12 protein-coding genes, 12 tRNA genes and 3 rRNA genes are annotated in these 24,847 nt (G+C 39.4%); 1 reads left to right on the forward strand and 26 read right to left on the reverse strand.

The genetic code is table 11. The features are described from left to right. Positions 1 to 146: 146 nt before the first annotated feature. The 26 genes from BP18_RS00870 to BP18_RS00995 all read right to left on the reverse strand — a co-directional run bounded on the left by BP18_RS00870 (position 147) and on the right by BP18_RS00995 (position 23,094). Positions 147 to 230 (reverse strand) — tRNA-Leu (locus tag BP18_RS00870). Between the two features lie 34 nt (positions 231 to 264). Next, a tRNA-Cys gene (locus tag BP18_RS00875) sits at positions 265 to 335 on the reverse strand. A gap of 32 nt (positions 336 to 367) precedes the next feature. Continuing rightward, positions 368 to 439 (reverse strand) — tRNA-Gln (locus BP18_RS00880). Between the two features lie 11 nt (positions 440 to 450). Further along, a tRNA-His gene (locus BP18_RS00885) sits at positions 451 to 523 on the reverse strand. Positions 524 to 560: 37 nt separating this feature from the next. Next, a tRNA-Trp gene (locus BP18_RS00890) sits at positions 561 to 634 on the reverse strand. Positions 635 to 663: 29 nt separating this feature from the next. Beyond that, positions 664 to 747, reverse strand: a tRNA-Tyr gene (locus tag BP18_RS00895). A gap of 5 nt (positions 748 to 752) precedes the next feature. Beyond that, positions 753 to 828: transfer RNA gene (locus tag BP18_RS00900), tRNA-Phe, on the reverse strand. A gap of 35 nt (positions 829 to 863) precedes the next feature. Then, a tRNA-Asp gene (locus BP18_RS00905) sits at positions 864 to 936 on the reverse strand. Between the two features lie 19 nt (positions 937 to 955). Continuing rightward, a tRNA-Val gene (locus BP18_RS00910) sits at positions 956 to 1,028 on the reverse strand. Positions 1,029 to 1,074: 46 nt separating this feature from the next. After that, a tRNA-Glu gene (locus tag BP18_RS00915) sits at positions 1,075 to 1,146 on the reverse strand. An 11-nt stretch (positions 1,147 to 1,157) separates the two neighbouring features. Beyond that, positions 1,158 to 1,246: transfer RNA gene (locus tag BP18_RS00920), tRNA-Ser, on the reverse strand. A gap of 55 nt (positions 1,247 to 1,301) precedes the next feature. After that, positions 1,302 to 1,375: transfer RNA gene (locus BP18_RS00925), tRNA-Asn, on the reverse strand. A 12-nt stretch (positions 1,376 to 1,387) separates the two neighbouring features. Continuing rightward, positions 1,388 to 1,503 (reverse strand): 5S ribosomal RNA (gene rrf / locus BP18_RS00930). A gap of 91 nt (positions 1,504 to 1,594) precedes the next feature. Then, positions 1,595 to 4,515, reverse strand: a 23S ribosomal RNA gene (locus BP18_RS00935). A 224-nt stretch (positions 4,516 to 4,739) separates the two neighbouring features. Then, positions 4,740 to 6,301, reverse strand: a 16S ribosomal RNA gene (locus tag BP18_RS00940). The 16S, 23S and 5S rRNA genes sit together here with 12 tRNA genes alongside, the layout of an rRNA operon. 544 nt (positions 6,302 to 6,845) lie before the next feature. Continuing rightward, positions 6,846 to 8,474, reverse strand: a complete 1,629-nt coding sequence (locus BP18_RS00945; protein WP_007725604.1) for a glycoside hydrolase family 13 protein — start codon at positions 8,472 to 8,474, stop codon at positions 6,846 to 6,848. Between the two features lie 13 nt (positions 8,475 to 8,487). Next, complete coding sequence (pgmB, locus tag BP18_RS00950) at positions 8,488 to 9,147, reverse strand: beta-phosphoglucomutase (protein WP_007725607.1); 660 nt, start codon at positions 9,145 to 9,147, stop codon at positions 8,488 to 8,490. 105 nt (positions 9,148 to 9,252) lie between these two features. Next, a complete protein-coding gene (locus BP18_RS00955; protein ID WP_035050145.1) occupies positions 9,253 to 11,532 on the reverse strand; it encodes a glycoside hydrolase family 65 protein in 2,280 nt (759 codons plus the stop codon). Further along, positions 11,529 to 12,386 (reverse strand): DUF1189 domain-containing protein, encoded by an 858-nt coding sequence (locus tag BP18_RS00960; protein WP_007725611.1) that lies wholly within the window; start codon positions 12,384 to 12,386, stop codon positions 11,529 to 11,531. The genes BP18_RS00955 and BP18_RS00960 overlap by 4 nt, the downstream gene beginning before the upstream one ends. Before the next feature lie 31 nt (positions 12,387 to 12,417). Next, positions 12,418 to 13,269: a sugar ABC transporter permease gene (locus BP18_RS00965; protein ID WP_007725613.1), complete on the reverse strand. Its 852-nt coding sequence runs from the start codon at positions 13,267 to 13,269 to the stop codon at positions 12,418 to 12,420. A 1-nt stretch (position 13,270) separates the two neighbouring features. After that, positions 13,271 to 14,581, reverse strand: a complete 1,311-nt coding sequence (locus tag BP18_RS00970) for a sugar ABC transporter permease (RefSeq protein WP_029277098.1) — start codon at positions 14,579 to 14,581, stop codon at positions 13,271 to 13,273. An 84-nt stretch (positions 14,582 to 14,665) separates the two neighbouring features. After that, positions 14,666 to 15,949, reverse strand: a complete 1,284-nt coding sequence (locus BP18_RS00975; protein WP_029277101.1) for an extracellular solute-binding protein — start codon at positions 15,947 to 15,949, stop codon at positions 14,666 to 14,668. Positions 15,950 to 16,299: 350 nt separating this feature from the next. Continuing rightward, the gene (locus BP18_RS00980) at positions 16,300 to 17,574 is read right to left on the reverse strand and encodes an extracellular solute-binding protein (RefSeq protein WP_035019672.1); all 1,275 of its coding nucleotides are present in this window, start codon (positions 17,572 to 17,574) and stop codon (positions 16,300 to 16,302) included. A gap of 158 nt (positions 17,575 to 17,732) precedes the next feature. Next, positions 17,733 to 19,517 (reverse strand): glycoside hydrolase family 13 protein, encoded by a 1,785-nt coding sequence (locus BP18_RS00985; RefSeq protein ID WP_007725269.1) that lies wholly within the window; start codon positions 19,515 to 19,517, stop codon positions 17,733 to 17,735. Positions 19,518 to 19,573: 56 nt separating this feature from the next. Next, the gene (locus BP18_RS00990) at positions 19,574 to 21,262 is read right to left on the reverse strand and encodes a glycoside hydrolase family 13 protein (protein ID WP_007725270.1); all 1,689 of its coding nucleotides are present in this window, start codon (positions 21,260 to 21,262) and stop codon (positions 19,574 to 19,576) included. 98 nt (positions 21,263 to 21,360) lie between these two features. After that, complete coding sequence (locus BP18_RS00995) at positions 21,361 to 23,094, reverse strand: alpha-glucosidase (protein WP_035050148.1); 1,734 nt, start codon at positions 23,092 to 23,094, stop codon at positions 21,361 to 21,363. A gap of 271 nt (positions 23,095 to 23,365) precedes the next feature. On the opposite strand from BP18_RS00995, the gene BP18_RS01000 reads away from it, so the two are divergent. Then, a complete protein-coding gene (locus BP18_RS01000) occupies positions 23,366 to 24,745 on the forward strand; it encodes a D-serine ammonia-lyase (RefSeq protein WP_007725272.1) in 1,380 nt (459 codons plus the stop codon). Positions 24,746 to 24,847 lie beyond the last annotated feature (102 nt).

Consider the following 24,847-nt stretch of genomic DNA (forward strand, 5'->3'; position numbering starts at 1 on the left):
CTCATCCACACCATTTGACGAAGAGCCACTATTCATAAGAATCTTTGAAGCATCCACACCATTTGACGACGATTCCAAAGAGACTGATTAAAGAAATGAACAAAAAAATACACCTAGCATCTTATAGATGTGAGGTGTATTTAGTATACCGGCGGCCGGAATCGAACCGGCACGCCCTCGCGGGCACAGGATTTTGAGTCCAGCGCGTCTACCAGTTCCGCCACGCCGGCATATGGACTACTTTTTTTCATCTTTTCGAACATAAGGCGGTAACCGGATTTGAACCGGTGATGAAGGTTTTGCAGACCTCTGCCTTACCACTTGGCTATACCGCCATCTTTTTAGTTGAATGGTTCATTCAATTAAACTGGGCTAGCTGGATTCGAACCAACGCATGAGGGAGTCAAAGTCCCTTGCCTTACCGCTTGGCTATAGCCCATGAAAAAAAAAGGCGACTGATGGGGATCGAACCCACGCATGCCGGAACCACAATCCGGTGTGTTAACCACTTCACCACAATCGCCATGGTAATTATTTTTTTGCCCATCTTACATTAAAAATGGCAGGGGTAGTAGGAATTGAACCCACACTGATGGTGTTGGAGACCATAGTTCTACCTTTAAACTATACCCCTATCTTATAAAGGTTATTTCTTTTAAAAAATGGTGGAGGGGGGCAGATTCGAACTGCCGAACCCGAAGGAGCGGATTTACAGTCCGCCGCGTTTAGCCACTTCGCTACCCCTCCAATAATGGTGGCCTGGGACAGAATCGAACTGCCGACACCTTGAGCTTCAATCAAGTGCTCTACCAACTGAGCTACCAGGCCATTATATAAATGGTTTATTTAATTTTTCAAACCAACGGTCTCGACGGGAATCGAACCCGCGATCTTCTGCGTGACAGGCAGACATGTTAACCCCTACACCACGAGACCTTTTTATAACTTAAACCAATGGAGGTTGACGGGATCGAACCGCCGACCCTCTGCTTGTAAGGCAGATGCTCTCCCAGCTGAGCTAAACCTCCGAAGAATCTTACTACTGCTTTTTTTAACCAGTAACGTCGTTACTGATGACCCGTACGGGAATCGAACCCGTGATACCGCCGTGAAAGGGCGGTGTCTTAACCGCTTGACCAACGGGCCGTTTTTTCAAACGGAGAGTAAGGGATTCGAACCCTTGAGACAGTGTTCACCGCCTACATGATTTCCAATCATGCTCCTTCGGCCACTCGGACAACTCTCCAGGTGGGGTTCACTTAAACTAATCTCGTTTATATTTACATAGTTTGACTATGGAACTCCGCAAGTAGGACTCGAACCTACGACATCATGATTAACAGTCATGCGCTACTACCAACTGAGCTATTGCGGAATAATTGAATGTGCGTGGCAACGTCCTACTCTCACAAAGGGAAACCCTTCACTACCATCGGCGCTAAGAAGCTTAACTTCTGTGTTCGGCATGGGAACAGGTGTGACCTTCTTGCCATCATCACCACACAATTTCAATCAAGAGAACGTTGTTCTCTCAAAACTGGATAAGTTAACCATCATTTTTCGTTCTGAAACCGTCTTACACCGTTTTAAAAATTTGGTTAAGTCCTCGACCGATTAGTATTGGTCCGCTCCATCTATCGCTAGACTTCCACTTCCAACCTATCTACCTGATCATCTCTCAGGGGTCTTACTCACTTACGTGATGGGAAATCTCATCTTGAGGGGGGCTTCACGCTTAGATGCTTTCAGCGTTTATCCCGTCCACACATAGCTACCCAGCAATGCCCTTGGCAGAACAACTGGTACACCAGAGGTGTGTCCATCCCGGTCCTCTCGTACTAAGGACAGCTCCTCTCAAATTTCCTACGCCCGCGACGGATAGGGACCGAACTGTCTCACGACGTTCTGAACCCAGCTCGCGTACCGCTTTAATGGGCGAACAGCCCAACCCTTGGGACCGACTACAGCCCCAGGATGCGATGAGCCGACATCGAGGTGCCAAACCTCCCCGTCGATGTGGACTCTTGGGGGAGATAAGCCTGTTATCCCCAGGGTAGCTTTTATCCGTTGAGCGATGGCCCTTCCATGCGGAACCACCGGATCACTAAGCCCGACTTTCGTCCCTGCTCGACTTGTAGGTCTCGCAGTCAAGCTCCCTTATGCCTTTACACTCTGCGAATGATTTCCAACCATTCTGAGGGAACCTTTGGGCGCCTCCGTTACACTTTAGGAGGCGACCGCCCCAGTCAAACTGCCCGTCAGACACTGTCTCCCAGCCCGATAAGGGCTGTGGGTTAGAGTGGTCATACAGCAAGGGTAGTATCCCACCAACGCCTCCACCAAGACTGGCGTCCTGGCTTCATTGGCTCCTACCTATCCTGTACAAGCTGTACAAACACTCAATATCAAACTGCAGTAAAGCTCCATGGGGTCTTTCCGTCCTGTCGCGGGTAACCTGCATCTTCACAGGTACTATAATTTCACCGAGTCTCTCGTTGAGACAGTGCCCAGATCGTTACGCCTTTCGTGCGGGTCGGAACTTACCCGACAAGGAATTTCGCTACCTTAGGACCGTTATAGTTACGGCCGCCGTTTACTGGGGCTTCAATTCTGAGCTTCGCCCGAGAGCTAACCCATCCTCTTAACCTTCCAGCACCGGGCAGGCGTCAGCCCCTATACGTCATCTTACGATTTTGCAGAGACCTGTGTTTTTGATAAACAGTCGCCTGGGCCTATTCACTGCGGCTGACCAATTGGTCAGCACCCCTTCTCCCGAAGTTACGGGGTCATTTTGCCGAGTTCCTTAACGAGAGTTCTCTCGCACACCTTAGGATTCTCTCCTCGACTACCTGTGTCGGTTTGCGGTACGGGCAGTTTGTTTCTAACTAGAAGCTTTTCTTGACAGTGTGACATCGGGAACTTCGGTACTTAATTTCCCTCCCCATCACAACTTGTTCTTAAAGAAGCAAGCATTTGACTCACTTCAAAACTTGTTGCTTGGACGCGCATATCCAACAGCGCGTATTCCTTAGCCTACTGTGTCCCTCCATTGTTCAAACAAAACAAACTGGTACAGGAATCTCAACCTGTTGTCCATCGTCTACGCCATTCGGCCTCGACTTAGGTCCCGACTAACCCTGGGAGGACGAGCCTTCCCCAGGAAACCTTAGTCATTCGGTGGACGGGATTCTCACCCGTCTTTCGCTACTCATACCGGCATTCTCACTTCTAAGCGCTCCACTAGTCCTCACGATCTAGCTTCAACGCCCTTAGAACGCTCTCCTACCATAGAACCAATGGTTCTATCCACAGCTTCGGTGTTATGTTTAGCCCCGGTAAATTTTCGGCGCAGGGTCACTCGACTAGTGAGCTATTACGCACTCTTTAAATGATGGCTGCTTCTGAGCCAACATCCTAGTTGTCTAAGCAACTCCACATCCTTTTCCACTTAACATAAACTTTGGGACCTTAGCTGGTGGTCTGGGCTGTTTCCCTTTCGACTACGGATCTTATCACTCGCAGTCTGACTCCCGGATATAAATCAATGGCATTCGGAGTTTATCTGAATTCGGTAACCCGAGAAGGGCCCCTAGTCCAAACAGTTGCTCTACCTCCATGATTCTAATTCCGAGGCTAGCCCTAAAGCTATTTCGGAGAGAACCAGCTATCTCCAAGTTCGATTGGAATTTCTCCGCTACCCACACCTCATCCCCGCATTTTTCAACATACGTGGGTTCGGTCCTCCAGTGCGTATTACCGCACCTTCAACCTGGACATGGGTAGATCACTTGGTTTCGGGTCTACGACCACATACTCATTCGCCCTATTCAGACTCGCTTTCGCTGCGGCTCCGTCTCATCAACTTAACCTCGCATGGGATCGTAACTCGCCGGTTCATTCTACAAAAGGCACGCTATCACCCATTAACGGGCTTTAACTATTTGTAGGCACACGGTTTCAGGGGCTATTTCACTCCTCTTCCGAGGTTCTTTTCACCTTTCCCTCACGGTACTGGTTCACTATCGGTCACTAGGGAGTATTTAGCCTTGGGAGATGGTCCTCCCGGATTCCGACGGAATTTCTCGTGTTCCGCCGTACTCAGGATACTGATCAGAGTGAATTTGGTTTCGGATACAGGGCTTTTACCTTCTTCGGCAGACCTTTCCAGGTCGCTTCTCCTACCAAAATCATTTATGACTCTATGTGTTCAGTCCTACAACCCCAGAAAGCAAGCTTTCTGGTTTGGGCTATTCCCGTTTCGCTCGCCGCTACTCAGGGAATCGATTTTTCTTTCTCTTCCTGCAGGTACTTAGATGTTTCAGTTCTCTGCGTCTACCTCTACTGACCTATGTATTCAGTCAGCAGTAACATCCTATAAAAGATGCTGGGTTCCCCCATTCGGAAATCTTTGGATCAAAGCTCACTTACAGCTCCCCAAAGCATATCGGCGTTAGTCCCGTCCTTCATCGGCTCCTAGTGCCAAGGCATTCACCGTGCGCCCTTATTAACTTAACCTATGGTTAATCGTTAATTTTCAATACTCATCTTTCGATGAGAACCTTAAAAACTTACTTTTAAAAATTTTCGGTGTGTTTCTGGTTTCTTACTTGAATTACAATTTTTAACTTTATCCAGTTTTCAAAGAACAAGGTGTTACGATTTAAAAGATTGAGAAGATTAGACCTCTCAAAACTAAACAAAGTAAGTACGAATGTGTGGGTTTCCGTTAGTTTCCTTAGAAAGGAGGTGATCCAGCCGCACCTTCCGATACGGCTACCTTGTTACGACTTCACCCCAATTATCTGTCCCACCTTAGGCGGCTGGCTCCCAAAAGGGTTACCTCACCGACTTCGGGTGTTACAAACTCTCGTGGTGTGACGGGCGGTGTGTACAAGACCCGGGAACGTATTCACCGCGGCGTGCTGATCCGCGATTACTAGCGATTCCGGCTTCATGCAGGCGAGTTGCAGCCTGCAATCCGAACTGAGAATGGCTTTAAGAGATTAGCTTGGCCTCGCGACCTTGCGACTCGTTGTACCATCCATTGTAGCACGTGTGTAGCCCAGGTCATAAGGGGCATGATGATTTGACGTCATCCCCACCTTCCTCCGGTTTATCACCGGCAGTCTCACTAGAGTGCCCAACTGAATGCTGGCAACTAATAATAGGGGTTGCGCTCGTTGCGGGACTTAACCCAACATCTCACGACACGAGCTGACGACAACCATGCACCACCTGTCACTTTGTCCCCGAAGGGAAAGTCCTATCTCTAGGATTGTCAAAGGATGTCAAGACCTGGTAAGGTTCTTCGCGTTGCTTCGAATTAAACCACATGCTCCACCGCTTGTGCGGGTCCCCGTCAATTCCTTTGAGTTTCAACCTTGCGGTCGTACTCCCCAGGCGGAGTGCTTAATGCGTTAGCTGCAGCACTGAAGGGCGGAAACCCTCCAACACTTAGCACTCATCGTTTACGGCGTGGACTACCAGGGTATCTAATCCTGTTTGCTCCCCACGCTTTCGAGCCTCAGCGTCAGTTACAGACCAGAGAGTCGCCTTCGCCACTGGTGTTCCTCCACATATCTACGCATTTCACCGCTACACGTGGAATTCCACTCTCCTCTTCTGCACTCAAGTTCTCCAGTTTCCAATGACCCTCCCCGGTTGAGCCGGGGGCTTTCACATCAGACTTAAAGAACCGCCTGCGCTCGCTTTACGCCCAATAAATCCGGACAACGCTTGCCACCTACGTATTACCGCGGCTGCTGGCACGTAGTTAGCCGTGGCTTTCTGGTTAGATACCGTCAGGGGATGAGCAGTTACTCTCATCCTTGTTCTTCTCTAACAACAGAGTTTTACGATCCGAAAACCTTCTTCACTCACGCGGCATTGCTCCGTCAGACTTTCGTCCATTGCGGAAGATTCCCTACTGCTGCCTCCCGTAGGAGTCTGGGCCGTGTCTCAGTCCCAGTGTGGCCGATCACCCTCTCAGGTCGGCTACGTATCATCGCCTTGGTGAGCCATTACCTCACCAACTAGCTAATACGCCGCGGGTCCATCCATAAGCGGTAGCCGAAGCCACCTTTCTTCCATTCGTCAGGAGACGATTAGAAATATGCGGTATTAGCATCCGTTTCCGAATGTTATCCCCCTCTTATGGGCAGGTTACCCACGTGTTACTCACCCGTCCGCCACTCCTTAACTTCTATGGGTGCAAGCACCCGGTGAAGTTAAAGCGTTCGACTTGCATGTATTAGGCATGCCGCCAGCGTTCGTCCTGAGCCAGGATCAAACTCTCATATAAAATGATGCTTGAAGCTCATTATTGAATTGCTAGCGAATAATTATTCACTATTTTGTTACTGTTGACTCAGCACTGCTGAGTCACCCTCACATTTGGTTCGTCTTACTTTGTTTAGTTTTCAAAGGTCTAAAGTGCGTTGCTTGTTTGTGACAACTTCTATATGATACAACAGCTTTTTTATTTCGTCAAGCTTTTTTTATTTTTATTTTGAATAATTATTCAAAATAAAATATTGGTTTAGCTCAGCGACATAAATTAGAATACCATATTTTGCATAACATTGTCAATCAAAAATATTTCCTTATTAACAAGAAATCTTTTCGGTATCGCTAGTGTTAAACTACTTACGACATCAATTACTATAACAAGTATCGTTCTTATGGTCAACCATAAACGTTACATTATTTATAAAAAAATAAAAAAGCGAACATTTTTTTATCTGCATAAAGAGAAAAGACGTATATATATTCAAAATACTTTTCACTTCGGAACTATCACAAATAAAACAAGCTTTTCGTTCGCTTTTTTATTTTCCACTTAAACTTTATTTCAGTTTATAAACGATTGATTCAAATGGACGCAATGCTAAATCCGTTAGTTTTATACTGCTATCTTTATAATTACTGATAATAATTGTCTCTACTTTTCTATTATCATCTTTATAAAAAGTTGCTTTTTGATAGAAATTAATTACAATCAACCACGTTTCCCCTTTATAACTTCTTTCATAAACGAATAACTGTGGATCATGTGGCAGCAATTCTTTATAATCGCCCCATACGATAAGCTCGTGTTCTTTTCTTAAACGAATCAATGTCTTATAGTAATTAAAAACTGATTCTTTATCTTGCTGGTCTTTTTTCACATTCAATTCTCTATAATTAGGATTCAGTTTCAACCATGGTGTTCCTGTTGTGAACCCCCCATTTAATGAATCATCCCAAGGAATCGGACGTCTAGCATTATCTCGGCCCTTTTTATTAATAGCTTGAATAATCTCTTTTTCATCATACCCTTGCTGAATTCTTTCATTATACATATTGATACTTTCTATATCATCGATTTCATCAATTGAAGAGACTGGTGTATTTGTTAACCCAATTTCTTCTCCTTGATAAATGTAAGGTGTCCCTTTTAGAAAATGTAAAAACGTTGCAAACATTTCGGCAGATACTTTACGGTACTGAGAACTATCATTACCCCAATTTGAAACGATACGAGGGATATCATGATTGTTCCAAAACAAACTATTCCAACCATCTCCGTCAAAAGCTATCTGCCATTTCGTAAAGACTTGTTTTAATTTAATGAAATCCAATTTTTGGGTATCCCACTTTGGCTTGCCAGGTTGCTCATCAAGTCCAATATGTTCAAATTGAAATACCATCGATAGCTCATTGCGCTCTGGTGCTGAGTACAGTTTAGCATCTTCAGTTGTTACTCCCCATGTTTCACCTACTGTTAAAACATCTAATTTCCCAAAAGTTTCTTGATGCATCTCTTGAAGATACTTATGGAGCATAGGACCATTCCCTGTAATCAATTTATCGGGAACTTTTCCGATCAAATCGATAACGTCCATTCGAAAGCCTCCAATGCCTTTGTCTAACCAGAAGTTCATCATTTGCCATATTTCTTTACGGACGTTTGGATTTTCCCAGTTTAAATCAGGTTGTTTTTTACTGTACAAGTGTAAATAATATTGATTGGTTTGTTCATCTAATTCCCAAGCTGTTCCGCTGAAAATTGATCCCAATTCATTCGGCACATTGTTATTTTGTCCATCACGCCAAATATAATAATCTCGGTATTCGTTGTTCTTGCTTTTTCTTGATTCGATAAACCACGCGTGCTCATCAGAAGTGTGATTCACTACTAAATCCATCACAATACGAATTCCCACTTGCTTAGCTTTTTTGATAAGCTCATCCATATCTTCCATCGTTCCAAATTCTGGTGATATTGCTTGATAATCGCTAATGTCATAGCCATTATCGTCGTTAGGAGAACAATAAACTGGACTTAACCAAATCGCATCAATGCCTAAATCTGCTAAATAGTCTAAACGTTGAATAATACCTTGAATATCGCCTATGCCGTCTCCGTTGCTATCTTGAAAACTTCTAGGGTAAATTTGATAAACGACCGAACTATGCCACCATTTTTTTTCCAAACTAAACCTCTCCTCAGTTAGTTGCTTTTTTTAGAATATCCGCTAATTTTAATTCGCTGGTTTCTGCTACTGCATAATCTGCTTTTTCCATCATTTCTTTCGTCCCTACACCGACAGAAAAAATTCCAGCTGCATTGATAGATTCTATCCCAGCTTTAGCATCCTCAACTCCAACACATTCTTTCGGTGTTAAATTTAATTGTTTTGCTCCTTTAATAAATATCTCAGGATCGGGTTTTCCGTTTTCCAGCTCAGCAGGGTCTACGACTGTGTCAAACAAATCAGCAATACCTAGTCTCTCCATTATAACAGGACCGTTTTTACTAGCAGATGCCAAAGCTAATCGAATACCCGCTGCTTTTAAATCCGCTAACAAGTCAGCTATTCCAGGTAATAAATCAGCTGGCGTTACAGTTAAAATCAATTTTTTATAGTCTTCATTCTTTTCATCTGCTAATTGTTCTTTTTCTTCAATAGAATACACTTCAGTTCGATTTCCTATAGCCAGAATACGATCAAGCGAATCCATACGACTGATCCCTTTTAATTGTTCATTCATTTCTCGGTCAATTGGAATCGTCAATTTATCTGCCAATCTTTTCCAAGCTTTATAGTGATACTCTGCCGTATCTGTCAGAACTCCATCTAAATCAAAAATAAATCCTTTAATCATTTTTGCCTACCCCTTTTTTTCAATAGTAAAAGCTATCAAATGGATGTATCGATTTGATAGCTCCCTATTGATAGCTTTTTTAAATTTTTTTAAACATTCAACTGACTACGAATGATGAATTGGGCATTTAACTACATCTGTTAACAGCATTTTTTGATCGTATAGCGTTAGTTCAATTGGTGCACCTTCTTGTAAACGTACGCTTACAGCTTCTTGTGTAACCGCAATATGCAACAAACGTCCACGATATTTGATCATAAAACTATATTCTGTCCAGTTTTCAGGACAAAATGGTTTAAATGTCAATGTATTATCAAAAGTACGCATGCCAGCAAATCCTTGGACAATGGCTAACCAACCACCGCTCATAGAAGTGATATGCAATCCATCTTCAGTATCATTGTTGTAATTATCTAAATCTAATCGAGCTGTACGCGCATAAAACTCAACAGCTTTTTCTGTCTTGCCAAGCTCTGCAGCTAAAATTGCATGAATAGAAGCAGAAAGAGAGGACTCATGAACAGTCATTGGTTCATAAAAATCAAAATTAGCTTCTTTTTCTTCAAGCGTGTATTCATTATTCAGGTAATAGATACCTTGCAACACGTCTGCTTGTTTAATGTAGCAAGACCGTAAAATTTTATCCCAAGACCAATTTTGATTGATGGGTCTTTCAGTAGGATCAAGGTCATCTGTTGTCAAAAGTTCTTTGTCTAAAAATGTATCGTGCTGCACAAAAACATTTAAGTCTTTATCATGAGGGTAATACATTTTTTGAACAATATTTTCCCATAGTTTCTTCTCTTCAGCAGTCACATGCAATTCATTCACTATTATAGAAGAAACTTTCATTAGACTTTCTAATGTATAACGTAAAGTCCAAGCAGCCATAGTGTTTGTGTACCAGTTATTATTAATATTATTTTCGTATTCATTTGGTCCAGTAACGCCATGGATCATATACTGGTCATTCCGTTTAGAATAATGCACACGGTCTGCCCAAAAACGCGAAATGGCTACCAACATTTCGATACCTTTCGTACTTAAAAAAGTTTCATCGCCAGTATAATTTGTATAATTGTAAATAGCGTAAGCAATCGTACTATTGCGATGAATCTCTTCAAATGTGATTTCCCATTCATTATGACTTTCGATACCATTAAAGGTTACCATAGGATACAAAGCTCCTTGTAGCCCTTGTTGTTTAGCATTGTGAAAGGCACCTGACAGTTGATTATGACGGTAAGTTAATAATTGTTCTGAAACTGAATCATCCGCTACTGATAGATACATTGGCAAAATAAAGGCTTCGGTATCCCAATAAGTGGCTCCGCCGTATTTCTCGCCGGTAAACCCTTTTGGTCCGATATTCAAACGATTATCTTCTCCATAGTACGTAGAAAACAGTTGGAATATATTAAAGCGAATTCCTTGTTGGCTTTCCGCATCGCCTTTGATGACTACATCAGCTTTGTGCCAACGCTCTTGCCAGACAGCAATGTGTTGCGCTTTTATTTCTTCTTCACCTAAATCAATAGCCTGGTCTAAAATTTCAGCAGCTCTTGCTAACTGATCATTAGGCGCTACGTCCCGGCTTGTCAGTACACTAACAAATTTAGTCACTTTAGCTTTTTCACCAGCCGCTAATGTGTATGTGATTTTTTCTTCAACTTGCATGAATTCTTCCGCATACGTTCTTTTTTCATGATTTTCTGCTACGTTTTCCATCATCGTTGTTACAGTAAATTGTTCTATACCAAAAGGATTTTCAATCGTCTTAGTGGTCAAACTACTTTTTTTACCAGAAATACGGTTCATTTCCAACCAGAATTTTTCATCATAGTTGCTGTCTTCATTGACCATATTTCCATCCATTTTAGGCGTAAACACAATTGTAGCATTGCCTTTTAGTACTTCAGCTGTCACTTCAATAACCGCTAACTCTTTTAACGCTACACTAACATAACGTTTGAAAGTAAAACGAACTTCTTGTTGCCCATTAATCCAAGTATAAGCTCGCTTTAGAATACCTGTTTTCATATCTAACTCAATTTCATAATCTTTAACTTCATCAATAGCCAAATCAACTTTATGGTCATTTACCATTAATTCAACAGGGATAAAATTTGTAGCATTGATAACTTTCCCAAAATATTCTGGGTAGCCATTTTTCCACCAACCAACCCTCGTTTTATCCGGATACCAGACACCAGCCAAGTAAGTCCCAATATGTGAATCGCCAGAATAGCCTTCTTCAAAGTTGCCCCGCATACCCATATAGCCATTTCCAATAGCGGTTAAGCTTTCTTGCAACCTTTTATCAGTTCTGTCTAATTTTGTTGACTTTACTCTCCATGGATCAACATCAAACAAACGTTTAATCATGAACTTTTACCCCCAAATGCTTTTTTCACTTCTTTTCCACTCGTTTTATCATTAAATCTTGTTTGGTAAAAAACAATTAGCAACATCATTACTAACCCAACAGATTGAATCATCAACATAATAATGATATCGAATTGGATTAATCCAAGCAATAATGCCACAAACGATGGCAAACCAATGCAATTCGTTAAAAGATTGACCGATTCTTTATAGCTATTGATAGAAGAAAACTTACTCTTTTTGGTTAAGTATAAGAAAATTGCTGAACCAAATGTTAGAAAAAGTGTGCTGACTAAAGTAATGCTGAATACTAGAGACATCAGTGTTGCTACAGTATATGCTTTGTTTTTAATAAACCATTGGCGAGAAAGTGCTTCTTTTAATTCAGCAACCGTCGTCACTTTTGATAAATCAAAATCTTTTGTATAAGGAATAGTTTCTAGCGATTGATCGCCTTCTTTAATTACAAATTCAGTTTCTTGAAATAGCAGTGCATTATCCGCTGATAAAGCTTCATCTGTCTCACTTTCTGTCAACAACCCACTGACCATTCCATTTTCGGTAGATAAAACAAACGATTCCGGCAACTTTAGTGTACCGTTTTCGTAGTTACCTGCTTGTAATTTTAAAACGACTGCTTCATCGATTAGGCCAAATGATCCAGGTAGTGTATCTTCTACCGGAAAAGTGTCCATTTTTACATAATTCAATGCTACAGGAATCATTAATAAGCTGTTAACAAAAAGCAAAACAACAAAAATTTGAAACCAGTTTAATTGATGACGATTTTTAAAAATTTGTTTTGGAGACCAAATACTTTTAAAATAATTTAATGGAAAAACATCGGATTTCATTGTTTCACTTCTTTTCTTTCAATATTCTTGTTTATCCTTTTGTTCCACCAGTTGTTAACCCTGATACAAAGTTCTTTTGTAGTAAGAAGAAGAGTACAGAGATTGGAACAGCAATCAGAATCGCACCAGCTGCGAATAAAGCAACTTTTTGATCTTGCGGATTACTGATAAACGTTTGCAATCCAACTGCTACAGTAATTTTTTCTGGACTTCTTAATAAGAATCTCGCTAACATGTAGTCGCCAAACGGAGTCATAAATGCCCATAATGCTTGTACTGCGATCATTGGTCGCACAAGTGGCAGAACGATTTGCCAAAAGATTCTAAAATGTCCTGCTCCATCTAATTTGGCCGATTCGTCCAAATCTTTTGGAACGGTATCAAAGTATCCTTTCATTAACCACGTATTCATTGGAATACCTCCACCAATGTATAACATCGTCAAGAACCAGAATTGATCTAATGCGCCTAGCAATAATGCCATAACATAGAAAGCAGTCAAGGCAGCCATTGTTGGCACCATTTGAATGACTAAGAAAAACATCAAGCTTTTTTTGCGTCCCATAAAGTTGTAACGACTGTATGCATAACCAGCGATTGTAACAATGGCAACTTGAATCACCATAGTAGCTACAGCTACAATTAACGTGTTTTTATACCATGTTCCATAAAGAGTCTCTTGGAATAAACGCGTAAAGTTAGACAATGTCCACTCTGAATTTAAATCTAACGAAAAAGCTGTTATGTTTCCTGATTTAAAGGCTGAGCTAGCTGTGATTAACAATGGGTAAATGATGATGATCGATAATACGATCATGTAGAGATACGTAAAAAATTGACTAAAGAAACGACTAGTTTTTTGTGATTTACCTAATTTACCCATACTATGCATCCTCCATATTAAATGCATTTGTTTTCTTGAAGACGATCAAGGAAACAGCGATAACTAAAGCCGAAATAATCAACGTAATGGCCGCTGCCATAGAATACTGTGGTGACGTTCCGGTTGTTAATTTGTAGATCCATGAAATCAAGATATCTGTCGCTCCTGCACCGCCACCGACACTTCCTGGTCCACCATTGTTAAAGAGATAGATCATTGAAAAGTTATTGAAGTTTCCAGTGTATTGCGTAATAAAGGTTGGAGCTGCTACCAAGAATACCATTGGCATAGTAATTTCTTTGAATCGATGAAATGCACTAGCACCATCGATTTTTGCAGCTTCATATAAATCTTCAGGAATAGACTGTAAGATACTGGTTGTCATAACGTAGATATAAGGGAATCCTAACCATCCTTGAATCATAATGATAGCTGCTTTAGACCAAAAAGCATTTGTTTTCCAAGCAATCCGGCCAATTTCCACAAAGGGAAGATTGTTTAATAACGGAATAACTTGAGTGTTGATTGCTCCAATACTATCGTTAAAGATATTTGAAAAGGATAGAATCGTGATAAATGCCGGCACAGCCCAGGGAAGTAAGAAAATAACACCAAAGAAACGTTTTCCTTTAATAAAGGGTTGATTAGCAATCACTGCTGTAAAAATTCCGATAACAATTTGTAGTGTTGTCGCACTGAATGTCCAAATGATTGTCCAACTGAATACAGATGTAAAAGCATCTCGGTAAGTACTTAAGAAAAAGATGTTTACAAAGTTTTTTAATCCAACCCAGTCAATTAAATTTGCTGGTGGAATATGATAAAAGTCGTAATTTGTAAAAGCCATAAATAATGTGACCAACACTGGGAAGATAATTGTAAAAGCCATCATTAAGTATGCAGGTACGATTAGCAGATAAGGGAATCCTGCATTATATACATTCCACATCACTTCTTTAACGGTTACGTTAACTTTTTGTCCGTTATTCCAAATGGACGCCACGCGTTTTGCATCATAAATATTTAACGCATAGAAAGCTAAAAAAATGATTGTGATGATTAATTGAAGAGTTCCTTCAATCATAATAAATAATGAATGATCTTCTACCGGAGTACTTCCTAAAGTAACAAGTCCGTTAAATGCATCAAAACCAGAAACAATCATCTCGACAATAAATGCGACTAAAATAGCTAAAAATACAATTCCTTTAAATAATTGTCCGTTGTAAATTTGTCCTAAACCAGGAATAACCGAATACAGCATTGCTTTTTTTTCACTTTTAACATTTTGAGGTTTTGTCTGAGAAGACATTTTTAATTCCTCCCTTTTCTTTTAACATTTTTCGGCAGAGAACAACTACGTCCTCTGCCGAAACCTGTTCATTTTTATTTGTGATTATTTAGTATATTTTTGTTCGATTGATTCTTTAATTAATTTAACAGAATCATCAGCTGATTCTTTAGGTGTTTTGTTACCAGATGCTGCATCAAACAACATGTTTTCAGCACCAGTCCAAACTTCAGCCATTTCTGGAATATTTGGCATTGGTTGAGCATCTTTATATTGGTTGATTACTGCAGTTGTTAATTCGTCATTTTTATCTGTAGCATAAACGCGTGATTCTTGATTTGCTGGAACTTCATTTGTTGCGTCATAGAATTTGTTTTGATTTTCAGTGTTTGTAACATAGTCTAACCAAGCTTGAGCAACATCTTTATTTTCAGAGTAGTTGCTGACAACCCATCCTTTTCCACCGCCGAATGCTTCATAAGCTTCGCCATTGTTTAATGTAGGAATTGTAGAAACTGCATAATTTACTCCAGCATCTTTCAAGCTAGCAGCTTGCCAAGGTCCTCCAATAAATGCTCCAACTTTACCATTTAAATATTGGTCTGTAATAAATGCATCAGAACTTGTTACGTCTTGCATACCTTGTGGCCAAGTATTTTTGAACCAGTCAGTAGCATATTCGATAGCTTCAACTGCACCTTCATTATTTAAACCAACATCTGATGGGTCAGTTCCGTTTTCACCAAAAACGTATCCGCCGTAACCAGCAACTAAACCGTAAGTGAAGTAGAAGTCAGTCCATTTAGCTAAAAATCCTGTATTTTTTCCTTCTTCTCCTTCAAAAGCGAAACGATCGTCTTTTGCTAGTTCTTCTAAGTCAGCAAATGTTTTTGGTGCTTCATCTAATAGATCTGTATTGTAGTATAATACTAATGTTTCAATTACTGAAGGCGCTCCATAAATTTTGCCATCTAAAGTAACTTGCGCTCTATCTGTATCATCATATTGATCATCATTACCTAATGTTATTTCAGCAATGTGTCCTTGTTGTCCTAGTGATCCCATACGGTCATACGCCGACATCATAATGTCAGGTGCATTTCCAGATGGACCATCTAATGGTAAAGCTTCTAATTGTTCAAACATATCGCGTTCAGTTACTTCAATCTTAACTCCGTTTTCTTCTTCAAAAGCTCCTTTGATATCTTCAACATAGTCAACATAACCTTTATCAACCGAAATTTCTAAGGTAGTATCTCCGCCTGCTTCTTCTCCACCAGATTTTGAACCCGCATCTTTAGATTCTTCTCCGCCTCCACATGCCGCAAGTACTAAAGCACTAGCAGATACTAAACCTAAAACATATTTTTTCCAACCTGTCTTCTTCATCTTGTATTTCCCCCTCATATATATAAGCTTTTTGATTACATACTTATTATCAGTCATTAAAGCCCTTTATGCAAACGTTTTCTTGATGTTACCGGTAACAGAATAGATTGTCTGCTTTTTCTGGAGTAAATCTCTCTATAAAAAAGTGCTCTAGCTTTCTTTAGTGTGGATAGATGAATTTAGTTCATGCTTAACATTCTGGAGGAGCAGGATTGCTTGTAAATCAGTAAAGTAGTCAATGCAAATCCGGCTATTCCATAAATTTTTTTAGAAGCATCCACACTATTTGATGAGGGTCTTAAAAAAAGAAGATGAGATTTTTTATCCCATCTTCTTTTTGTTGCTATCTACTAGTCTTGGTATTTTTGTGCAATATTTTCTTCGATAATTTGAACGGCATCATCTGCGGCTTGTTGAGGCGTTTTATTGCCTGAAGCTGCATCAAAAATCAATGTTTCTGCGCCAGTCCATACTTCACTCATTTCAGGTATGTTTGGCATTGGAACGGCAGAATCAAATTGTTCAATGACCGCTTTTGTCAACTCATTTCCTGATTCACTGACAACTGTTCTGGCTTCTTGATTGGCTGGTATTTCTGAAGTTAACTCATACAATGTTTCACTATTTTCTGCATTTGTTACATAATCCAGCCATTCTTGAGCTAGTTCCGGATTTTTTGAATACTTACTAACAGCCCATGCAACTCCACCGGCAAACGGTTTATACTCTTCACCATTTGGGAGTGTTGGTATGGTTGAAACTCCATAATTTACACCTGCATCATCGTAACCGCTCGCACCCCACGGACCATTGATGACAGCTGCCGTTTTTCCAGAGGTAAACAATTCATTCATAAAATTTTCGGAGCTAGTCGCATCTTGCATCCCTTGTGGCCAAATAGTTTGATACCAATCGGTTATATACGCAATTCCTTCAACAGCTTCAGGCGAGTTCAACCCAATATCGGTTGGATCTGTTCCATTTTCTCCAAAGACATATCCGCCATATCCTGAAAGTAGTCCAATATATTGGTATGCTGTCATCCAGTTTGCTAAGAAAGCCGTATTCTTTCCTTTTTCGTTTTCAAAGGCATATTGATCATCTTGAGACAATTTTTCTAAATCTTCAAATGTTTCAGGTGCTTGTTCAATCAAATCTTTATTATAAAATAATACCAATGACTCAATCACAAATGGTGCGCCATATATTTTCCCATCTAACGTAACTTGTTTTTGGTCCAATTCATCATAGCGATCATCATTAGGCAAGGTTATCTCAGCTAAGTGTCCCTGCTGACCTAATACACCTACTCTATCATACGGAGCTATTAGAACATCTGAACCAATTTCGGCTGGTCCATCTAATGGTAAAGCTTCCAGTCCATCAAACATATCCCGCTCTGAAATTTCAATTCTCACATTATGTTCTTCTTCAAAAGCTGGAATGATTTCATCAACATAATCACTATACCGCGGGTCTACATCTATTTTTAAAGTCGTCGATTCCCCTTCTCCACCAGATGAATTTGTTTCTGTTGTCTCTTCGCCACTTCCACAAGCAGCCAATAATACCGTACTGACAGATACCAAACCTAAAAGAATCTTTTTCCACTCTTTCTTCTCCACCATGAATTCCTCCTCCTTTTTAGATAGGTCAATTATCTTACTTCTATTATTTTTTTGCAAACGTTACCATCTAGTTGCAAAAAAAGGAACTGAGAATTGCTCCTCAGCTCCTTTTTTTGGCTCTATACTTTTTAGTGTGGATAGATAAGTCGATTTGATTACTCTACTTTATAAATAGCAAAGCCATTTTGTTTAACTGACAATAATTTATTGTCTAAGAATGCTAAATTCCAAAATAAGACTTCAGGTATTTGATCTAAGCTCAATTCTAAGTCTTCTTCACCTTGATTAAAATAGCAAATAAACTCTTCATCGCCAAATTTCTTTTTGAATCCAATAACTTTTTCATCATCTCGAACATCAAACCACTCTACTTCTCCATAACTTAACAATTCTTGATTAGTTTTTCTGAAGGCAATCAATTCTTTTGTAAATGAAAGCATAGTGCTGTCTTGTTTTTCTTCATCCCAAATCATACATTTGCGGCAGTCAGGATCATTAAAACCATCCATTCCAATCTCTGTCCCGTAATAAATACAAGGTGAGCCATGTTGTGTAAACATAAACGCCAATCCCGCTTTTGCAAGTTGTTTATTATCCTTACTGACAGTCAACAAACGTGCTGTATCATGAGAATCCAGTACATTGAACATCACTTCATTGGTTTGGTTACGGTAAAGCATCAATTGTTCATTTAGCCCAGCAACCATTTTATTTGCTGAGATTGTTTCTTTCATAAAGAAACTTTGAATGGTCTCTGTATAGGCATAATTCATTACCCCATGAAATTCATCGCCTTGCAACCAACTTTGCGAAGAATGCCAAATTTCACCTAAAATATAAAAATCTTCTTTTAATGCTACAGAAGCTTGGTAGAATTTCTTCCAAAAATGATGGTCGACTTCATTGGCAACATCTAAACGCCAAGCATCTATATCAAATTCTTTAATCCAGTAAGTTGTCACATCCAGTAAAAATTCTTGCACTTCGGGGTTGGCTGTATTTAATTTTGGCATGTGGCCGGTAAAAGCAAATGTATCATAACTTAAATCACCAACATTCTCCAATTCTTCCACCGATAAATCAGCTAGTGATTCTACAGGAAATTGATTGATATGGAACCAATCTTTATAGCGAGAATGTTCTTGATTTTCTAACACATCTTGCCATTGCATTGAATCCATTCCTAAATGATTAAACACAGCATCTAGCATGACACGAATTCCACGTTTATGCGCTTCTTGTACAACTTTTTTAAAGAGTTCTTTGTCTCCAAAATCAGGATCAATTTCATAGTAATCAATCGTATCGTATTTATGATTTGATTTAGCTTTAAACAATGGACAGAAGTAAATACCATTGATTCCTAATTCAACTAAATAATCTAAGTGATCCAACACCCCTTGAAGATCGCCACCATAAAAATCATCGCGTCCAGGATGTTTTTTACTTCCCCAAGGCAGTGTTCCCGCTGGATCATTTGTTTTATCTCCATTAGCAAACCGTTCTGGGAAAATTTGATACCAAACCGTTTCTTTTACCCACTCAGGTGTTTTCACTTGGTCAACGTCATGTAAGTAAGGCATTCTAAAGAACGTATTTGCATCTTCTAAGTACTCATCTGTAAAAGGAAAAACGCCACGATCCCCGTAGAGTACTTCAAGACCATCTACTCCTTCAATATGAAAACAGTAAGCAATACGCTTTGTTTTTTCATATGTTTCAATCATCCAATAATCATGAATATCGGTACTCATTGCCAATTTCATTGGTTTATCTTTTTTATACCATTTTTGTGTGCCATGTGAATAAGGATCGCCACTAATCAAATTAACTTTGTTAGCATCTCCTTTTTTTGTTCTTAGACGAATATGAAATTTATCAGTTTTGTATAAATAAGCGTACTCACTATCTGGTCTATGGTAAATTGCAGCTGTTTCCATTAACTATTTCCTCTTTTCTTAACTTAGTTTTATTTCGACTGTTTAACAAATCATTTTTATAATAAAATAACCATTGCACCATAAGGGCTTAACGTCAATTTATCTTCTTGTAGCGTATTTCCTTCATTGCTCAAACGAATTGTGTACGGTTGTTTGATTAACCCAACTAGCGATACGACTTGAGTTTCGTCCGACATATTACAGCACACCAAAACGGTCGTGGAATCCCAGCTGCGTTTATAACAATACGTTTCCAAACTAGTTTCGAGCAGTTGAAAGCCCCCTTCGCTAAATACAGGTTCTTGCTTCAGTTTCAATACCGCTCTATAGTACTGTAGTATACTATTTTCTACCGCTTCTTGATCCGCTACGTTATATTTTTCTTCGCGATTTACTCCGCTCCACGGAACATGGGACGAAAACCCAGCATAGTTTGAGTCATTCCATTGCATAACCCCTCGGCTAACGTCTTTACTTCGAGCATTCAACTGTTCTATGGCAAACTCTTTTGAATGCCCTAAGTCTAAAGCTGTTTGATAAAAAAGATCAGCTCCTGGCAATGAGAAATCTTCAATTGTTTCAATCGTTAAATTTTTCATCCCTAATTCTTCACCATACAATAAAAAAGGGATGCCTTTTTGAAGATACATTAACGTCGCCAACATCTTACTGCTGTTATCACGGTACTGTTCATCATCGCCAAAACGTGAGACGGCTCGTGCCATATCATGATTATTCCAATACAACACCGGTCCGCCAACTGAAGCCAATTCACTTTGCCATTCAACCATCGTTTGTTTGAATTCTTTCAAATCTAATTTACCATGCTGCATATCTAGTGGCAGTCTTTCATCTTTTGACTGTTCGTCTTCTGGGAAGTACCGAAACGTTATGACACTGTCACACACTTCATTGACTGGATCTGTATAAATTTTTGCTAATTCAATACTCGCAGAAGCCGCTTCTCCAACTAAAAAAACCATCGGATGATTTTTACGGATTCGTTGGCTGAACTCTTGCATGTAGTCTGTTACTTTTGGCAAATTAGCATAGTAGTTCTCTGCTAACTCTGTTTCAGCACCGTTTGTTATCTCAACATCTGGAAAGCCTTCTTCTTTGTCGACATGAATAAAAGCATCCAATCTCAATGCATCAATTCCTTTGTCCAACCAAAAATTTGCGCAATCTGCCATTGCCATTCGCACTTCAGGATTTTCCCAATTCAAATCTGGCATTTCTTTTGCGAACAAATGAAAATAAAAGGATTCACCAAGAGGTTCTTTTTCCCAAACAGATCCGCCAAAAAACGATCCCCAATTGTTTGGTACTGACCGTTTGCCTGTTGCCTTCTGCCAGATATAATAATCACGATACAAATTTCCTGGACCTTTCAAGGCTTCTTGAAACCAAGGGTGTTGATCAGACGTATGATTCAACACAAAATCCATCATGACCTTAATGCCACGTTTGTGGGCTTCTTCAATCACTTTTTCCATATCTGCCATTGTCCCAAAGCTATCATCAATTGCATAATAATTAGCAACATCATAACCATTATCAATCTGAGGCGAAACGAAAACGGGATTCAGCCAAATCATGTTCACTCCAATGGATTGAATGTAATCCATTTGTTTAATAATGCCTTTTAAATCACCGATTCCATCATCATTCGTATCTTGAAAACTTTTAGGGTATATTTGATACACCACTGCGTTCTTCCACCATTTATCATGCATGGTATTCATATCACAACACCTCAACTTCGCTAAATTCCAATGCAACTATTAGCTTACAGAATTTAGAAAGCACTTACAATCAGAAATAGATTGTTACCGGTAACAACTTAATTTTCTAGGTGTTCATCTTCTATTGGTATTGTGTCAGCTGGATCATCTTGATACATAAAAACGACTGTTCCATAAGGAGCAAATGTGACAGCATCTTTATCGATTATATTGCCTTCATTTTGCAAAATAATCTGCCAGCCAACGGTTGAAACCCCGTCTTCTTGAACGTGTTCTTCCGCATCTGATAAATTGCAGCAAACAATTGCACGCTGCCCTTCAAAATTCCTTTCATAAACATATAATGTGTCTTTTGTATCATGCAGTTTGAAAGATCCTTTGTTAAAGATAGCCGTTTTTTTTAAAGCGATAACTTTTTTGTAATACGATAAGATACTATTAGGATCGCTTTGCTGATCTGCTACATTATATTTTTCCTCAACATTTACCCCACTCCAAGGTTTGACTGTTGAAAAACCGGCAAATTCAGAACGATCCCATTGCATTGCTCCTCGACTGACATCTCGTCCCGTGTGGTTTAATTCTTTCAGAATGTGTTCTTCCGAATACCCCAATTGTTTAGCTTTTTCGTAAAATGGAATGGCACCAGGTGTATCAAATTGAGTACGATCACTATAATACAAATTACGCATGCCAATTTCTTCTCCATTGAAAATAAAAGGCATACCTTGTTGCAGGTACATCAACGTAGCGAGCATCTTACTACTGTTGTCTCTGTAATGCTCCACATCCCCAAAACGAGAAACGACTCGAGCCATGTCGTGATTATTCCAATATAAAACGGGGCCACCATATGGATCCATTTTTGTCTGCCAGTCGACCATGACTTCTTTAAACGCTTTTTTATTTAATCTACTCGATTGCATATTAAGCGGCAACCGTGGATCTTTCATCGTTTCATCTTCAGGGAAAATTAAAAAGGACACAACCGCATTGCACATATTGCTCTCAGGTTTTGTGTACTCAAACGCCAAATCTACATTTGCTGAAGCTGCTTCTCCTAAGATAAAAATGTCTTCTTTAACTTTGCGTAAATCATTTGATAGATTTTGGACATAATTCTTGATATTAGGCAAAAACGCATTAATTTTTTGAGCTGAAACCAACTCTTGACCATTCTCTATTTCGACTTCATTAAAATCGTCCAACTTATCCATATGAATAAATGCATCTAATCGAAACCCATCGACACCATGATTCAGCCAAAATTTACCAATATCCAGGATAGCTTTTTCAACTTCTGGATTGTCCCAATTTAAATCCGGCATTTCTTTTTTGAACAAATGAAAATAATATTGACCGCCAACTGGTTCTTTTTCCCAGACTGATCCACCGAATACAGCAACCCAGTTATTGGGCAAGTGTCCTCCTTTTTTTGCGTCTTCCCAAATATAAAAATCACGGTACGGGTTGTCTGGTCCTTTTAAGGCTTCTTGGAACCAAACATGTTGATCCGAAGTATGATTCACAACCAAATCAAAAATAACTTTCAACTTACGTTTATGCGCTTCTTCAATCAATTCGACTGCATCACTAACCGTTCCGAAGATATGATCAATCGTATAATAATCTGACACATCATAACCATTATCTACTTGTGGTGAGGAAAAAATTGGATTGAGCCAAATAGCTGTGACGCCTAATTGCTGAATATAATCTAAGCGAGAAATAATCCCCTTAAGATCTCCAATGCCATCGCCATTCGTATCTTTGAAACTTCTTGGGTAGACTTGATAAAAAATTGCTTCTTTCCACCAAGCTTGTTCTTCCATTACTAATCACCCCAGTCTTTTTTATAAAAAGCTATTTGTAGTCATTGTATGAAAACCAAGAAAAGATTGCTAATTTTTTGATTGTTGCTTTGCTCTTAAATAAAAGTTGTTCAGACACTCCTTATCAAATGGACCATATTTCTAATAACTCCCTTAGAAACTGGATTATTCCTAGATTTATAACGTTAAAAATGGTAATCTTTCATTAATTACAGTCGGCAAAATTAAGGCTGTAAAGAATTTCTTTTCACTAATAGAAAGAGGTAAAATAATGACTAGTACACGTATTGCAGGTAAAACTGTAGATGCTTGGGAAAAAGAACTCCCTCAATTAGCAGAACTGTTTTCATTAAAAGAAATTTTTTGGTCGAATCCAGCTAAATTACCTTTTGTAGAAGCTTCAAATTTAGTTGCCTATACAAAAGACGACATTAACGCTGCTGAAGAACGCTTAAATCGCTTTGCCGCATACTTAAGAATTGATTTTCCAGAAACAGAAGCAGCAAAAGGCATCATTGAATCGCCTATAACATCGATTCCTTCTATGAAAGAGTATCTTGAAACCGTTTATCACTCTTCTATTCCAGGTACTTTTTTATTAAAACGAGATGATTTACTTCCAATTGCAGGAACGATAAAAGCACGAGGTGCCATTTATGAAGTGTTGAAACACGCTGAAACATTAGCCATAGAACACGGATTACTAAAAAGCTACGATGATGATTACGCTCTTTTCGCAAGTGAGACTTTTAAAAAATTCTTTTCAACCTATAAAATTGCTGTAGGAACTACAGGAAATCTTGGTATCAGTGTCGGAACTGTCGGTGCTATGTTAGGCTTTGACGTAACAGTCCATATGTCTGTGGAAGCAAAACAATGGAAAAAAGATTTACTGCGTTTTCGTGGTGTGACAGTTATTGAACATGAATCTGACTTTACAAATGCCGTTAAAAAAGGTCGTCAACAATCCAATTTAGATCCCATGAGTTATTTCGTCGACGATGAACACTCGATTGAGTTATTTTTAGGCTATACCGTTGCAGCTAATCGTCTACAAAAACAATTGGCTCAAGAAAACATTCTAGTAGATAAAGATCATCCATTATTTGTTTATTTGCCTTGCGGGATTGGTGGCTCACCAGGTGGCATTTCTTTTGGATTGAAACAAATTTATGGCGATCATGTGCATTGTTTCTTTGCTGAACCGACCCATGTACCTTCAATGACAGTCGGTTTGATGACTCAAAAATTCGACCAAGTGTCTGTAAAAGATTTTGGTTTAGATGGATTAACCGTCGCTGATGGCCTAGCTGTCCCACGTACATCGAAATTAGTTGCTACTATCATGCAGCATTTTTTTAGTGGATCCTATACTATTGACGATATTGAAACAAAAAGATTATTGAGTGCACTTATTGATAAAGAAAAAATTTATCTAGAACCTGCAGCTTTGGCTGGAGTACCAGGTGCTTTAAGACTGTGTCAATCTGAAGAAGGTAAAAAATATTTAGAAAAACACGGTCTACTAAATAAAATGAATCAAAGTACACATATTGCTTGGGCAACAGGCGGCAGTATGGTTCCAAAAGTAGATATGGATCAATTTTACGAAGCTGGATTGAATGCTCATTTAACAGAAACCGTTCGTTAGAATTGTTTAGTTTCTCTGAATAATAAGGAATAAAAACCCTCCCGAATTAACATTCGAGAGGGTTTTTATTCTTCGTCAAATAGTATGGATACTTCAAAAAAT

The sequence above is a fragment of the Carnobacterium jeotgali MS3 genome (assembly GCF_000745125.1).
Taxonomy (GTDB): Bacteria; Bacillota; Bacilli; order Lactobacillales; family Carnobacteriaceae; genus Carnobacterium_B; species Carnobacterium_B jeotgali.

Coding starts and splice junctions, on each gene's coding strand:
- pgmB (WP_007725607.1), bottom strand. CDS start 9,147: ATGATTAAAGGATTTATTTTTGATTTAGATGGAGTTCTGACAGATACG.
- BP18_RS00955 (WP_035050145.1), bottom strand. CDS start 11,532: ATGATTAAACGTTTGTTTGATGTTGATCCATGGAGAGTAAAGTCAACA.
- BP18_RS00960 (WP_007725611.1), bottom strand. CDS start 12,386: ATGAAATCCGATGTTTTTCCATTAAATTATTTTAAAAGTATTTGGTCT.
- BP18_RS00965 (WP_007725613.1), bottom strand. CDS start 13,269: ATGGGTAAATTAGGTAAATCACAAAAAACTAGTCGTTTCTTTAGTCAA.
- BP18_RS00970 (WP_029277098.1), bottom strand. CDS start 14,581: ATGTCTTCTCAGACAAAACCTCAAAATGTTAAAAGTGAAAAAAAAGCA.
- BP18_RS00975 (WP_029277101.1), bottom strand. CDS start 15,949: ATGAAGAAGACAGGTTGGAAAAAATATGTTTTAGGTTTAGTATCTGCT.
- BP18_RS00985 (WP_007725269.1), bottom strand. CDS start 19,517: ATGGAAACAGCTGCAATTTACCATAGACCAGATAGTGAGTACGCTTAT.
- BP18_RS00990 (WP_007725270.1), bottom strand. CDS start 21,262: ATGAATACCATGCATGATAAATGGTGGAAGAACGCAGTGGTGTATCAA.
- BP18_RS00995 (WP_035050148.1), bottom strand. CDS start 23,094: ATGGAAGAACAAGCTTGGTGGAAAGAAGCAATTTTTTATCAAGTCTAC.
- BP18_RS01000 (WP_007725272.1), top strand. CDS start 23,366: ATGACTAGTACACGTATTGCAGGTAAAACTGTAGATGCTTGGGAAAAA.